The sequence below is a fragment of the Rouxiella chamberiensis genome (genome assembly GCF_026967475.1).
Classification (GTDB): domain Bacteria; phylum Pseudomonadota; class Gammaproteobacteria; order Enterobacterales; family Enterobacteriaceae; genus Rouxiella; species Rouxiella chamberiensis.
The window spans coordinates 2,043,003-2,057,174 of the sequence record NZ_CP114058.1; the positions used below are offsets into that span (position 1 = coordinate 2,043,003).

The 14,172-nt window shown below is 52.6% G+C and carries 10 protein-coding genes and 2 pseudogenes; 4 read left to right on the forward strand and 8 right to left on the reverse strand.

The features are described 5' to 3' along the window. Positions 1 to 123 precede the first annotated feature (123 nt). Positions 124 to 297 (forward strand): YnfU family zinc-binding protein, encoded by a 174-nt coding sequence (locus tag O1V66_RS09380; RefSeq protein WP_330873483.1) that lies wholly within the window; start codon positions 124 to 126, stop codon positions 295 to 297. A 41-nt stretch (positions 298 to 338) separates the two neighbouring features. On the opposite strand, the gene O1V66_RS09385 is transcribed toward O1V66_RS09380, so the two are convergent. Further along, positions 339 to 515 carry a YciY family protein gene (locus tag O1V66_RS09385; protein WP_152623567.1) on the reverse strand — a complete coding sequence of 59 codons (177 nt, stop codon included), beginning with the start codon at positions 513 to 515 and terminating at the stop codon, positions 339 to 341. Between the two features lie 243 nt (positions 516 to 758). Between O1V66_RS09385 and cls the strand changes: the two genes are divergently transcribed. After that, positions 759 to 2,219, forward strand: a complete 1,461-nt coding sequence (gene cls, locus O1V66_RS09390; RefSeq protein ID WP_045046659.1) for a cardiolipin synthase — start codon at positions 759 to 761, stop codon at positions 2,217 to 2,219. A gap of 91 nt (positions 2,220 to 2,310) precedes the next feature. Then, positions 2,311 to 2,634 (forward strand): HI1450 family dsDNA-mimic protein, encoded by a 324-nt coding sequence (locus O1V66_RS09395; RefSeq protein WP_045046658.1) that lies wholly within the window; start codon positions 2,311 to 2,313, stop codon positions 2,632 to 2,634. Positions 2,635 to 2,714: 80 nt separating this feature from the next. On the opposite strand, the gene oppF is transcribed toward O1V66_RS09395, so the two are convergent. The 6 genes and pseudogenes from oppF to O1V66_RS09425 form a co-directional block, all read right to left on the reverse strand. Continuing rightward, entirely contained in the window at positions 2,715 to 3,752 is a 1,038-nt protein-coding gene (gene oppF / locus O1V66_RS09400; RefSeq protein ID WP_045046657.1) for a murein tripeptide/oligopeptide ABC transporter ATP binding protein OppF, read from the reverse strand. Continuing rightward, the gene (oppD, locus tag O1V66_RS09405) at positions 3,749 to 4,771 is read right to left on the reverse strand and encodes an ABC transporter ATP-binding protein (RefSeq protein ID WP_045046656.1); all 1,023 of its coding nucleotides are present in this window, start codon (positions 4,769 to 4,771) and stop codon (positions 3,749 to 3,751) included. Before oppD ends, oppF begins: the two co-directional genes overlap by 4 nt. A gap of 11 nt (positions 4,772 to 4,782) precedes the next feature. Continuing rightward, positions 4,783 to 5,694: an oligopeptide ABC transporter permease OppC gene (gene oppC, locus O1V66_RS09410; protein WP_414058457.1), complete on the reverse strand. Its 912-nt coding sequence runs from the start codon at positions 5,692 to 5,694 to the stop codon at positions 4,783 to 4,785. Positions 5,695 to 5,708: 14 nt separating this feature from the next. Continuing rightward, a complete protein-coding gene (gene oppB / locus O1V66_RS09415) occupies positions 5,709 to 6,629 on the reverse strand; it encodes an oligopeptide ABC transporter permease OppB (RefSeq protein WP_045046655.1) in 921 nt (306 codons plus the stop codon). A 93-nt stretch (positions 6,630 to 6,722) separates the two neighbouring features. Next, positions 6,723 to 8,369 (reverse strand): oligopeptide ABC transporter substrate-binding protein OppA, encoded by a 1,647-nt coding sequence (oppA, locus tag O1V66_RS09420; RefSeq protein ID WP_269128280.1) that lies wholly within the window; start codon positions 8,367 to 8,369, stop codon positions 6,723 to 6,725. Positions 8,370 to 9,409: 1,040 nt separating this feature from the next. Next, positions 9,410 to 10,055: pseudogene (locus tag O1V66_RS09425) on the reverse strand (YchE family NAAT transporter). Positions 10,056 to 10,609: 554 nt separating this feature from the next. Here O1V66_RS09425 and adhE point away from each other — a divergent pair. Next, positions 10,610 to 13,313: pseudogene (gene adhE, locus O1V66_RS09430) on the forward strand (bifunctional acetaldehyde-CoA/alcohol dehydrogenase). Positions 13,314 to 13,467: 154 nt separating this feature from the next. Here adhE and O1V66_RS09435 read toward each other — a convergent pair. Continuing rightward, positions 13,468 to 14,046 (reverse strand): thymidine kinase, encoded by a 579-nt coding sequence (locus O1V66_RS09435; protein ID WP_045046651.1) that lies wholly within the window; start codon positions 14,044 to 14,046, stop codon positions 13,468 to 13,470. Between the last annotated feature and the right edge of the window lie 126 nt (positions 14,047 to 14,172).

Consider the following 14,172-nt stretch of genomic DNA (forward strand, 5'->3'; position numbering starts at 1 on the left):
GCGCGCCCTGCTTCTTTTTTCCTGACCTGCTCTCCCGCATAAAGAAGGCGTCGGACAAGATTAACGGCCAAGCCAGGCATGTACGTGGTAAACTGTTTACCCCAACCTGCGAGGTTAGCCATTATGTCACTCTTCGACGGATTGAAGTTTTTGACCAGTAAATCCACCAAAGTCGTCTGTCCCGAATGCAAGGCTTCCACCGAGCAAATCAGTGCCAAGGTGCGCAAGAACCGCGACGCTGGTTTGCCCGAAATGTGGCGCACTGTTTCGAGTAAACGACCGCTAGAACGGAAATGACAGGCGAAAAAAAGGCGCCTTACGCGCCTGATGTCAGACCCTCACCATCCGTGGATAACATGGTACAACGCAAGATGCTGATGCTGCAGAGAGTGGATAGCTCGAATACGGTATATATGTCGGTAACGTCGAGACTGGCCCTCAAGCCATCGGCTCTTTCTTTTCTGAGCCTGACGCTTTAAACGCCAGCGGGCGACTTCATTTCTACTACGTTTCATACAACAAAAATTCCTTTACCAAGGTCTCTGTTCAAATAGCGCGAATATTATAGATCAACCGCTCTCCTGATTGAGAGTTTTAGCTACGCTTAATTACACGTCAGGGCAAAAACTGACGTTTGCGGACAATACTTTCAGCGCTAGCCGATTGAAGACGAAGATAAAAATAGTTAAAAGGTTTAACCTTAAGCGCACTCTGCGTAAACTCACAAAAATTGCACGCGAACAGGATCCTTCGCCCCTATGACGACATTTTATGCAGTAATCAGCTGGCTGATGGTTTTCGGTTACTGGTTACTGATTGCCGGCGTAACGCTACGCATCTTGATGAAACGCCGCGCGGTCCCTTCCGCCATGGCCTGGCTGTTGATTATCTTTATTATTCCACTGGTTGGCATTATTGCCTATCTGTCTTTCGGCGAGTTGCATCTGGGCAAACGTCGAGCAGAGCGCGCCAAGGCGATGTGGCCCTCCACCGCGCGATGGCTGAATGACCTGAAAGGCTGGCATCGCATTTTCGCTACCGAAAACAGCGATGTGGCGAAATCACTCTTTCAGCTGTGCGAACGTCGTCAGGGCATTGCCGGGGTCAAGGGCAATCAGTTGCAGCTTCTGACCACCAGCGACGACACGCTCAAGGCGATTATGCGCGACATCGAACTGGCGCGGCATAATATCGAGATGGTGTTCTATATCTGGCAGCCCGGCGGACTCGTGGATCAGGTCGCGGAATCCCTGATGGCGGCCTCGCGACGCGGCGTACATTGCCGCTTGATGCTGGATTCGGCAGGCAGTCTGCAATTTTTCCGAAGCCCGTATCCGGCCATGATGCGCAACGCCGGTATCGAAGTCGTCGAAGCATTGAAAGTTAATCTCTTCCGTGTGTTCCTGCGGCGCATGGATTTACGCCAGCACCGTAAAGTGGTGCTGATTGATAACTATGTGGCGTACACCGGCAGCATGAACATGGTCGACCCGGCGCTGTTCAAACAGGGCGCGGGCGTGGGCCAGTGGGTTGATCTGATGGCGCGTATGGAAGGCCCCGTCGCAACCACGATGGGCATCGTATACTCGTGCGACTGGGAAATCGAGACCGGCAAACGCATTCTGCCGCCCGAACCCGAGGTCAATCAGATGCCTTTCGAGCAGGAGAGCGGCCATACGATTCAGGTTATCGCCTCGGGGCCGGGTTTCCCCGAAGACATGATTCATCAGGCGCTGCTCACCGCCTCCTATTCGGCGCGTGAACAGCTGGTCATGACAACGCCCTATTTCGTGCCGAGTGACGATTTACTGCACGCAATTTGCACCGCCGCACAGCGCGGGGTTGACGTCAGCATTATCATGCCGATGAAGAATGACTCAATGATGGTGGACTGGGCAAGTCGCGCGTTCTTTAACGAACTGCTGGAAGCGGGCGTTAAAATCTACCAGTTCGAAGGCGGTTTGCTGCATACCAAGAGCATTCTGGTCGATGGTCAGCTCAGCCTGGTTGGCACGGTCAATCTGGACATGCGCAGCCTGTGGTTGAACTTCGAGATTACGCTGGTCATTGACGATGCCGGTTTTGGCAGCGATCTGGCCGTGGTTCAGGAGGATTATCTGGCCCGTTCGAGACTGCTTGATCCAAAAGAATGGCTCAAGCGCCCGTTCTGGCATCGTATCGTCGAACGCCTTTTCTACTTTTTCAGTCCGTTACTGTAAAAGCGGCAGCGAGAATGTTCTAATAGGCCCTGTGCCGGGCGGCGACTCTGAATCCCGCCTTGCACGTCACAAACTATTGAATGAGAAGACTATGGATCTGAATAATCGCCTGACCGAAGACGAAACCCTTGAACAAGCCTACGATATCTTCCTCGAACTGGCTGGAGATAACCTGGATCCGGCGGACATCCTGATCTTCAACCTGCAATTTGAAGAGCGTGGCGGTGCCGAACTCTACGACCCGGCCGAAGACTGGGTAGAGCACGTCGATTTTGACCTGAATCCCGATTTCTTTGCCGAAGTGGTGATTGGTCTGGCAGATGCCGACGGCGAACCCATCAACGATGTCTTTGCCCGTGTCCTGCTGTGTCGCGAGAAAGACCACAAGCTGTGCCACATTCTGTGGAAAGAGTAAGACGCTGACCCACTCGGCACAAAAGAAAACCCCGCCACTGTCAGCGGGGTTTTTTATGTCTGTCAGTCGGCGTCTCGCGGTTAAAGCGGGTCGACCTTGAGGCAGGACACCGCATGGCGGAAACTGCCTTCGAGCAGCGGACGCGTCACGGCGCATTCCGGGCCGGCAATCGGACAGCGGGTGCGAAACACGCAGCCCGACGGCGGATTGATAGGCGACGGCAACTCCCCTTCCAGCAGCTGAATGGTCTTGTTGCGCTCCTTGTCGGGGTCCGGCACCGGCACCGCCGACATCAGCGCGCGCGTGTAAGGATGCAGCGGATTATGGTAAACCTCGTCATAGGTGCCAAGCTCCACCGCGTGCCCGAGATACATCACCAGCACGCGATCCGAGATATGCTTTACCACCGCCAGATCGTGAGCGATAAAAATAAGCGATAAACCCATCTCGCGCTGCAACTGTTGCAGCAGATTGACCACCTGCGCCTGAATCGACACATCCAGCGCGGACACCGGTTCGTCGCAGATAATGAGCTTCGGCTCAAGGATCAGCGCGCGCGCGATGCCGATACGCTGACACTGCCCGCCCGAAAACTCGTGCGGATAGCGGTTAATCAGGTTGGGCAGCAGCCCTACCTTCAGCATCATCGCCTTGACCTTCTCCTTGACCTGCAACTTCGACATCCGGGGATTGTAGGTTTTCAGCGGTTCTGCGATGATCTCGCCGATGGTCATGCGCGGATTCAGCGAGGCCAGCGGATCCTGAAAGATCATCTGAATATCACTGCGGGTGTTGCGCCATTCAGCATCGGACATATTGAGCAGACTCTTGCCCAGCCACGCCACGCGGCCGTCGGTGGCTTTTACCAGGCCAATCAGCGCCCGCGCCAGGGTCGATTTGCCGCAGCCCGACTCGCCGACGATGCCCAGCGTTTCGCCTTCATACAACCGCAAACTCACGCCATCTACGGCTTTCAAGGTTTTTGACGGCTGCCAGAACCACTGCTTGCCGTCCTTGATATCAAAATGCACCTTGAGATCGGCGACCTCGAGCAGCACCTTTCTTTCATCGACATGCGCCGCGCCTCTGGAAGGAAACAGACTAATGACTTCACTCATACCAACTCCTCCACGGGCTTGAAGCAGGCGCGCAGGCGGCCGTCGCCAAATCGTTCGAGCGGCGGCGCGGCGGCGCAGATTTCCATCGCATACGGGCAGCGAGGCTGGAACGGACAGCCCTTCGGCAGACGCAGCAGATTGGGCGGATTGCCCGGAATGGTCAGCAGTGATTCACCCTCGGCATCGAGACGCGGCACCGCATTGAGCAGACCAATTGAATACGGATGGCTCGGCTGGTAAAACACTTCCCGCGCCTTGCCGTACTCCATAGTGCGGCCCGCGTACATCACCAGCACCTTGTCGCAGATACCCGCCACGACGCCGAGGTCGTGGGTAATCATGATAATGGCGGTGTTGAACTCACGCTTTAGCTCGTTTAACAGCGTCATGATCTGCGCCTGCACGGTGACGTCGAGCGCGGTGGTCGGCTCATCGGCAATCAGCAGTTTCGGGCTGCACAGCAGCGCCATTGCAATCATCACACGCTGGCGCATGCCGCCGGAAAACTCGTGCGGATACATCTTCATGCGCTTGCGCGCTTCCGGCATTTTCACCGCATCCAGCATACGAATCGAGCCTTCGAATGCCTCGGCGCGGCTCATGTGCTTGTGCAGCATCAGCACTTCCATCAGCTGCTCGCCGACTTTCATATACGGATTCAGCGAGGTCATCGGGTCCTGGAAAATCATCGAAATCTGCTCGGCGCGCAGCGTATTGAGCTGTTTTTGCGGCAGGTTGAGGATTTCGCGTCCGTTGAATTTAGCCGAGCCCCCAATGCGCCCGTTGCTGGCAAGCAGCCCCATCAGCGCAAAGGCGGTCTGCGATTTGCCCGATCCCGACTCGCCGACGATGCCGAGCGTTTCACCGGCGCGCAGGTCGAAGTTAAGGTCGTTGACCGCCGTGACATCGCCGTCGGGCGTGCCGAAGGTGACGCGCAGGTCTTTGACATCCAGCAGAATCGGCGTGCCCGCGTTGTCGATCGCCCGAGACGTGCCTGAAATAGGTTCGATTGTGCTCATCATGGCACTCCTTAGCGGTCTTTCGGATCGAGCGCGTCACGCAGCCCGTCGCCGATAAAGTTGAAACAGAACAGCGTCACGACCAAAAATCCGGCCGGGAAGAACAGCAGCCACGGCGAAACTTCCATCGAGTTGGCGCCATCGCTCAGCAAGGCACCCCAGCTGCTTAGCGGCTCCTGCGTGCCCAACCCCAGAAAACTCAGGAAGGATTCGAACAGGATCATGCTTGGCACCAGCAGCGAGGCATAGACCACGACGACGCCGAGGACGTTCGGCACAATGTGGCGCAGCACGATGTTCCAGGTTGAGACGCCGCTGACCAGCGCGGCTTCGATAAACTCCTTGCGCTTGAGGCTCAGGGTCTGGCCGCGCACGATACGCGCCATGTCCAGCCACGACACCATGCCGATGGCGACGAAGATCAGAAAGATATTCTGTCCGAAGAAAGTCACCAGCAGGATAACGAAGAACATGAACGGGAAAGAGTTGAGAATTTCCAGCAGACGCATCATCGCCGAGTCGGTTTTACCGCCGAGATAGCCCGAAATCGAGCCGTACAAGGTGCCGAGGATCACCGCAACCAGCGCCGCCGACACGCCGACCATCAGCGAAATGCGTCCGCCAATCGCCACGCGTACCAGCAGATCGCGCCCTGACGAGTCGGTGCCGAAATAGTGGCCGGAGGCCATGTCCGGTGCCGCCGACATCATGTTCCAGTCCGTGTCGTCGTAGCGGAACTGGGCCAGCATCGGAGCGAAGGTCACAAACAGGGCAATCAGCAGCAATATCACCAGACTGACTATCGCCGCGCGGTTATGAATAAAGCGGCGACGCGCGTCCTGCCATAGGCTGCGCCCCTCTATTTCCATCTTTTCGGTGAAGTTTTCCAGCGCTTCACTGTTTTTCTTTTTGGTTAACATCATAAGCGTGCCCAGCCTTAATAACGGATTTTCGGATCGATAACGGCGTAGAGCACGTCGACAATCGCGTTGAACAGGATGGTCAGGGCACCCACCAGAATGGTCAGGCTAAGCACCAGCGAGTAGTCACGGTTTAGCGCGCCGTTGACAAACAGCTGGCCGATGCCCGGCAAGCCATAAATGCTTTCGATAACCATTGAACCCGTGATAATCCCGACAAAGGCCGGTCCCATGTAGGAGATAACCGGTAACAGCGCCGGTTTCAGCGCATGGCGCAGGATGATGCGACGCAGCGGCAAGCCTTTGGCGCGTGCGGTACGAATAAAGTTCGAGTGCAGGACCTCAATCATCGAACCGCGGGTAATACGCGCGATGCTGGCAATATAGGCCAGTGACAGCGCCACCATCGGCAATACCATGTATTTGAATCCGCCGTTGTGCCAGCCACCGCCGGGCAGCCATTTCAGCATGATGGAAAATACCAGCACCAGTAAGGGCGCGACCACAAAACTCGGGATCACCACGCCGGTCATGGCAATTCCCATGACGGTGTAATCCCATTTGGTGTTCTGATTCAGCGCCGCAATGACGCCTGCCGAGACGCCAAGGACGATGGCGAGAATAAAGGCCGCGAGGCCAAGTTTGGCCGAAACGGGGAAGGATGTGGCGACCAGATCGTTGACGCTGTAATCCTTGTATTTAAAGGAGGGGCCGAAGTCGCCGTGCGCCAACTGCTCGAGATAGTGGAAATACTGCTTGTACATAGGATCATTGAGGTGATATTTCGCCTCGATGTTTGCCATCACTTCCGGCGGCAGATTGCGCTCGCCGGTGAAGGGGCTACCGGGCGCGAGACGCATCATGAAAAACGAAATCGTGATGAGAATAAAGAGCGTCGGGATCGCTTCCAGACAGCGTCGTAATATAAATTTCAACATTGCTCGTACCTGCCTTGCTCAACCTGTAACTGTTTCTACATCGTGCATAAGGCAGCAGTGCGGCTCGGGTAACCGCCCTGCTGCCGAGCCTGATTAGTGCTTGATGATGTAGAGATCTTTGTCGTAAACGTTGTCCTGCGGGTCTTTACCGGTGTAGCCGCCCACGTACTGCTTAACCAGACGGGCATTCACGTAGTAATAAACCGGCACGATGGTCGAGTCTTTATCCAGCTGCTGTTTCGCCTGCTGGTAAAGCGCCGCGCGCTCTTCGTCGGTTTTCACCTGCAGCGCATCGACTATCAGCTTGTCAAACGCCGGGCTTTTATAATGCGAGGTGTTGTTGCTGCTGTTTGACAGCATGATGTTGAGGAACGAGGTCGGTTCGTTGTAGTCGGAACACCAGGCCGCACGCGAAACATCGAAGTTGCCCTGATGACGTGTTTCGAGGAAGGTCTTCCACTCCTGATTTTCGAGCTTGACGTTAACGCCCAGGTTTTTCTTCCAGATGGAGGCAGCGGCGATGGCCAGCTTTTTATGCAGGTCGGAAGAGTTGTAGAGCAGGCTGAATGTAAGCGGCTTGTCTGCCGTGAAGCCCGCTTCGGCCAGCAGTTTTTTAGCTTCGGTATTGCGCTGTTCCTGCGTTTCCTTGAACCAGGCCGGCGGTGTCAGCTTGCCATCGGTGCCGTCGGTATAAGGCGGTGTAAAGCCAAAGGCCGGGATATCCCCCTGCGCTTTCACTTTGTTGGTGATGATATCACGATCCAGACCCAGCTTCAGCGCTTCACGCACGCGGGCATCGGTAAACGGCGCTTTCTGGTTATTGATTTCATAATAATAGGTGCACAGATAAGGGTCGACGTGCAGCTCTTGCGGGATATCTTTTTTCAGTTTCTGGAACAGTTCGATAGGCAGGTTGTTATAGGTCATGTCGATTTCGCCGCTGCGATAGCGGTTAACGTCTGATACTTCCGACGAAATAGGCAGGAAAGTCACCTGATTCAACACGGTTTTGGCGTTGTCCCAATACTGCGGATTGCGCTCGACGACAATACGTTCGTTGACGGTCCAGGCTTTCAGTTTATAGGCCCCGTTGCCGACATAATTTTCAGGCTGGGTCCATTTATCGCCAAACTTCTCGATTGCAGGTTTATAGACCGGCTTCATCGCGGTGTGGGACAGCATTTTGACGAAATACGGCACCGGCTCGCTCAGAGTCACTTCCAGCGTGTGGTCATCCACCGCTTTCACGCCCAGCGTGTCGGGGCTTTTCTTGCCGGAGATAATATCGTCGATATTCACAATGTGGCCGTATTGCAGATAGCTCTCGTAAGGCGACGCGGTTTTCGGGTCGGCCAGACGCTGCCAGCTATAAACGAAATCGGCCGCGGTAACCGGTTGGCCATTCGACCATTTGGCGTCTTTGCGTAGATGGAAGGTCCAGACTTTAAAATCTTTATTTTCCCAGCTTTCTGCCACGCCCGGAATTACGCTGCCGTCTTTGAGCGAGGTATTTACCAGCCCTTCGAGCAAATCGCGAATGACATTGGATTCAGGTACGCCTTCGACCTTGTGCGGGTCGAGAGACTGCACTTCCGAACCATTATTTTTTACCAATTCCTGTTTGGCGGCCAATTGCACACCGGCCGGAACGTCGGCGGCGAAGCTGCTGAAAGGGGTTACTGTGCTTACTGCAGCCAGAATACCGGCCGCAAGAAGATGTTTTTTTGTGATGTTGGTCATTACTATCAACTCCAATTGTTATTTTTTACCTGCTAAAGGTACTTGTCATTACGTACGGAAGTTGTGCTACCCATACCGTGTGGGAAATACGGTGACTACAGCTTTTAAAGACTTACCAATGCATAAAATGTGCATTGGCAGAGCGCCGGAACAGGAAATTCCGACAAGACGGCATCAAGGAGATAACGTGGTAACGTTAAAATCCCTCATGCCCGAAATACAAAATGATGAATTCGCCGCCCCCAAGGCAATAGAGGAATAACGCCGTGGGACGGGAAAAACAGCTTGCCGAGTCACCGTTGTTGTCACGCGAATATCTCCTTGAATAGAGGTTTAAGACAATCTTTAGTACGTAGCTGATAAAGCTTTGCAAGATCCGTTCTCACTTCGGCAGGAGGCCGAAACATTTATCCCTCGGGAAGACATTCAACAACACAGAGGCACGTTAATTCCGCGGCCGAAAATTTTGCGAAAATGTGACATTCGCTTTATTTTCAGGGCGAAAAACGGTAACTCAGCGCTCAATTAAACCTAAAAATACCCTGCTCAACCTGTTGATTATAAAAATTATTTTAAATATTCAACTTTTGATAAATACCTTTTTCGGCGTAAAAATCGGGCTGACACAATACGTTAATATTTGGTTACTTTTAAGAATAAAGCCCTGTTAACTGCGTGGTAAACACTAATAACATCTCGAATGAGCATGTACAAGTGCTATAGATTGATATGATTAATATAACGCCAATACGGGCAATAAAAGTCGCAAAAAAGCCCGTAAAGTGCCAAGAAAACGTATAGAAATAGGCGGTTTAACAAATATTGCAAGCGGGATGGGATTTTATGCCACATTTGGGTGCAGAAGCACATTCAGGAAACATTAGATGCACTATTATAAGGCGACGCATTATAAGTTTAGATAATAATTCGCGAAATTGTGATCGCGTAGGCCTTTTTAGTGACGCGGTAGAGAGTAAAGGAATCGACGAGGTATTCCCCGTCGAAAAGCCTTTAAGCAGAGAGCCAGGACTGGAGAAGGATTACAGCAGGCCAGGGAAAATGGTCTTCACACCGGCAACAATAAACTCGATGCCCAATGCCATCAGCAACAGACCCATAATACGGGTGATCACGTTGATTCCGGTTTGCCCCAGCAATTTCATCACCATCGGTGCCGCGCGGAACAGCAACCAGCAGCAAAAAGAGAAAAAAGCGATCGCCAGAGTAAAGCCCAGCAGGTTTTCCCAGTTGTGGTAGCGTGAACTCCAGACGATGGTCGAACTGATGGCACCGGGTCCGGCCATCAAGGGCAATGCCAACGGCACAACGCCCACGTTTTCACGGATAGCCGTTTCCGATTTCTCCTGCTTGTTCTGTTTATCTTCCCCCAGTTTGCCGCTAATCATCGACATGGCAATCGTCACCACCAGAATCCCGCCTGCAATGCGAAACGAATCAATCGAGATACCGAACCAGGTGCAGGATGCCATCGCCCAGAAACAGCGAAGTACAGAGGATGATGGCGACCGACAGGTTGGCGGTCAGGTTGGTTTTATTGCGCTCTACCGCGCCCTGATAATTAGTCATGCTGATAAACACGGGCAAAATACCAATCGGGTTCACCAGCGCAAACAGGCCGACAAAAAATTTGATGTAACCGGAAAAATCTAGCAGTGTCTGGCTCACGCAGTGCTCCGCATAAGGGTAGTAAAAGAAAGAAGATAACAGGGATTTTGGCTGGCGCTAATGTACTCGATTCACTGCCCTCACGCCATGAAGATATCTAGCATTAACCACCAGATTTCAGGAATCATTTAGAGAAATAAACCAGCGCATAATTTCCGATTAGTTCGATTTTACTTTCTCCGTACTCACTTCAATCACTGCCTAACATTTATACCAAACCGGCAACAATCGCCTAGCTGAATGGTGTCAGCTTCGTAAAATCCCTTGATCTGGATCAAATTCACCCTCCCGCGTTGCGCGTAAACTTTATCCAAGACAACAAATTTAGAAAGTTTTAACGACAGGATAAAGTCAGTTTAAAACCGATTTTAGACAACATTTGTCACCTTACAGACTACAAGCACTCTGGCTTTTTTAGAAAATATAGGAATCCAGATTTTAACCTTATGATAAAAATCTGTTTTTAAAGGAAACGGCAGCATTATTCACCGTGACTATACTTTGATTTGGCCCGGATATTTTCTAAAAAAGTTTAACATTCTCAGGAGAACACCATGGCTGTCACCAACGTTGCTGAACTAAACGAGTTAGTAGCTCGTGTTAAAAAGGCGCAAAGTGAATACGCAGAGTTCACACAAGAGCAAGTTGATAAAATCTTCCGGGCCGCCGCCCTCGCCGCGGCCGATGCGCGAATCCCTCTCGCCAAACTGGCGGTTGAAGAGTCGGGAATGGGCATCGTCGAAGATAAAGTCATCAAAAATCACTTTGCTTCCGAATATATCTACAATGCCTATAAAGATGAAAAGACCTGCGGTATCGTTGCCGAAGACGAAACCTACGGCACCCTGACCATCGCCGAACCTATCGGCATCATCTGCGGTATTGTTCCTACCACCAATCCAACTTCTACGGCAATTTTCAAGGCGCTTATCAGCCTGAAAACCCGTAACGCCATTATCTTCTCACCGCATCCTCGCGCGGCCAAAGCGACGATTCAGGCGGCCAATATCGTGCTCCAAGCCGCGGTGAAAGCCGGTGCGCCCAAAGATATTATCGGCTGGATAGACGCGCCAAGCGTGCCGTTGTCCAACGAGTTGATGCACCACCCCGACCTTAATCTGATCCTGGCGACAGGCGGTCCCGGCATGGTGAAAGCGGCCTACAGTTCCGGTAAACCGGCAATCGGCGTCGGCGCAGGCAATACTCCTGTGGTCGTCGATGAAACGGCAGACATCAAACGGGTTGTCGCCTCGATTCTGATGTCGAAAACCTTTGATAACGGGGTGATTTGCGCCTCCGAACAGTCTGTCATCGTCGTCGACTCCGCCTATGACGCCGTGCGCGAGCGTTTCAGCACTCATGGCGGCTACATGCTGGTCGGCAACGAGTTGAAAGCGGTTCAGGACATCATTTTGAAAAATGGCGGGCTGAATGCCGATATCGTAGGCCAGCCCGCGACGAAAATTGCCGAAATGGCAGGCATTACCGTGCCGGTCAATACCAAGGTGTTGATTGGTGAAGTCAGCAAGGTCGATGAGTCAGAGCCAGCTCGCGCACGAAAAACTCTCCCCTACACTTGCCATGTATCGCGCCAAAGATTTTGCAGACGCGGTCGACAAAGCCGAGAAACTGGTCACCATGGGCGGTATCGGCCATACCTCCTGCCTGTATACCGATCAGGACAACCAGCCGGAACGCGTGCGTTTCTTCGGCGACAAAATGAAGACCGCCCGTATTCTGATCAATACCCCGGCATCACAGGGCGGGATTGGCGATCTCTACAACTTCAAACTGGCTCCTTCCCTCACCCTGGGCTGTGGTTCATGGGGCGGTAACTCAATTTCTGAAAACGTCGGGCCAAAACACCTGATCAACAAGAAAACGGTCGCGAAGCGAGCAGAGAATATGTTGTGGCATAAACTTCCAAAATCCATCTATTTCCGTCGTGGTTCTCTACCTATCGCGCTTGAAGAAGTGGCGACCGACGGAGCGAAACGCGCCTTTATCGTGACCGACCGCTATCTGTTCAATAATGGCTATGCCGATCAGGTAACGCGCGTGCTGAAAAGCCACGGTATCGAAACCGAAGTGTTCTTCGAGGTAGAAGCCGATCCGACCCTGAGTATTGTGCGAAAAGGGGCGGAACAGATGAACTCCTTCAAACCGGACGTGATTATCGCGCTCGGCGGCGGTTCACCGATGGATGCGGCGAAAATCATGTGGGTTCTGTATGAACATCCGGAAACTCACTTTGAAGATCTGGCGCTGCGCTTTATGGATATTCGCAAACGTATCTATAAGTTCCCGAAAATGGGCGTGAAGGCAAAAATGGTTGCCATTACCACAACCTCGGGTACCGGCTCGGAAGTCACGCCTTTCGCGGTAGTCACAGACGATGCAACCGGCCAGAAATATCCGCTGGCAGATTATGCCCTCACCCCGGATGTGGCGATTGTCGATGCCAATCTGGTGATGAATATGCCGAAATCGCTCTGCGCCTTCGGGGGACTGGATGCGGTCACTCATGCGCTTGAAGCCTATGTTTCCGTATTGGCGAACGAATTTTCCGATGGTCAGGCATTGCAGGCGCTGAAATTGCTGAAAGAGTTTCTGCCGGCAAGCTATCGCGATGGCGCGAAAAATCCGGTTGCGCGTGAACGGGTGCATAATGCCGCGACCATCGCGGGTATCGCCTTCGCCAACGCCTTCCTGGGTGTCTGTCACTCCATGGCCCATAAATTGGGGTCCGAGTTCCATATCCCGCACGGATTGGCCAATGCCATGCTGATTTCAAACGTCATACGTTACAACGCCAATGACAATCCGACCAAACAGACGGCCTTCAGCCAGTACGACCGCCCTCAGGCGCGCCGCCGCTACGCTGAAATCGCCGACCATCTGGGGCTGAGTGCTGCCGGCGATCGCACTGCACAGAAAATTGAGAAACTGCTGAACTGGCTGGAAGAAATAAAAGCCGAACTGGGCATTCCAACCTCCATTCGCGAAGCGGGCGTGCAGGAAGCCGATTTCCTGGCAAAAGTAGATAAACTCTCGGAAGATGCATTTGACGACCAGTGTACCGGTGCCAATCCACGTTATCCGCTCATTTCGGAACTTAAACAAATATTGATGGATACCTATTACGGGAATAAATTCAGCGAAGATTTGCCGTCTATCGTTCTGCAAGAGAAAGCGGAAAAGGTGATCAAGATCGCATCAACGTCTAAAACGCCTGCAACAACCAAAGCCGTGTTATAAATTAACGGCGCTTCGCCTGAAAAAACAAACCCGCCTGATGGCGGGTTTTTTCTGCGATAAACATTACTGCCATTAATCATTTTGCTGAATTATTAGTGAAGTGAAATAATAGGCGCGTAACAGCTTTGTTAAGAATACGTTATTAGGAACCGTCTTACTTTGCCATGGCCTCTTTATAATGTTTTCGACATACCGAAACATAACGCTCATTACCGCCGATAACCACCTGCGCGCCATCGTGCAGCGCGTTACCGTGTTCATCAAGCCTTAGGGTCTGAATTGCCTTGCGCCCGCAATGGCAGATAGTTTTAAGTTCGACCAGTTTATCTGCCCAGGCCAGCAAATATTGACTGCCGCTAAATAACTCGCCCTGGAAATCGGTACGCAGGCCATAACACATTACGGGAATATCCAGCGCATCCACCACGTCGGTCAGTTGCTCAACCTGTTGACGACTCAGAAACTGGCTCTCGTCTATCAAGACGCAGTGCAGCGTCTGCTGGTAATGGGATTGGGTGATCAACTCGAGTAAGTCTGTCTGCGGGCCATACAGCTCGGCTGGCGACGATAATCCGATACGCGAGCTTACCTTACCCACTCCGAAGCGATTATCGATGGCTGCGGTTAACACCAGCGTACGCATACCGCGTTCCTGATAATTATAGGAAGATTGCAGCAGGGAAGTGGATTTCCCGGCGTTCATCGCAGAATAATAAAAATAAAGCTGAGCCATGCGCTCGAAACTCCGACAGTATAAAATACGGGTAACGTCTCTCGGTGCTAACGTCTTGTAAGGATACTCGCTGATAATAGTGCGCCTACGTGCAGATGAGAAGGGACGGTTATGCCCCTCGCGCTG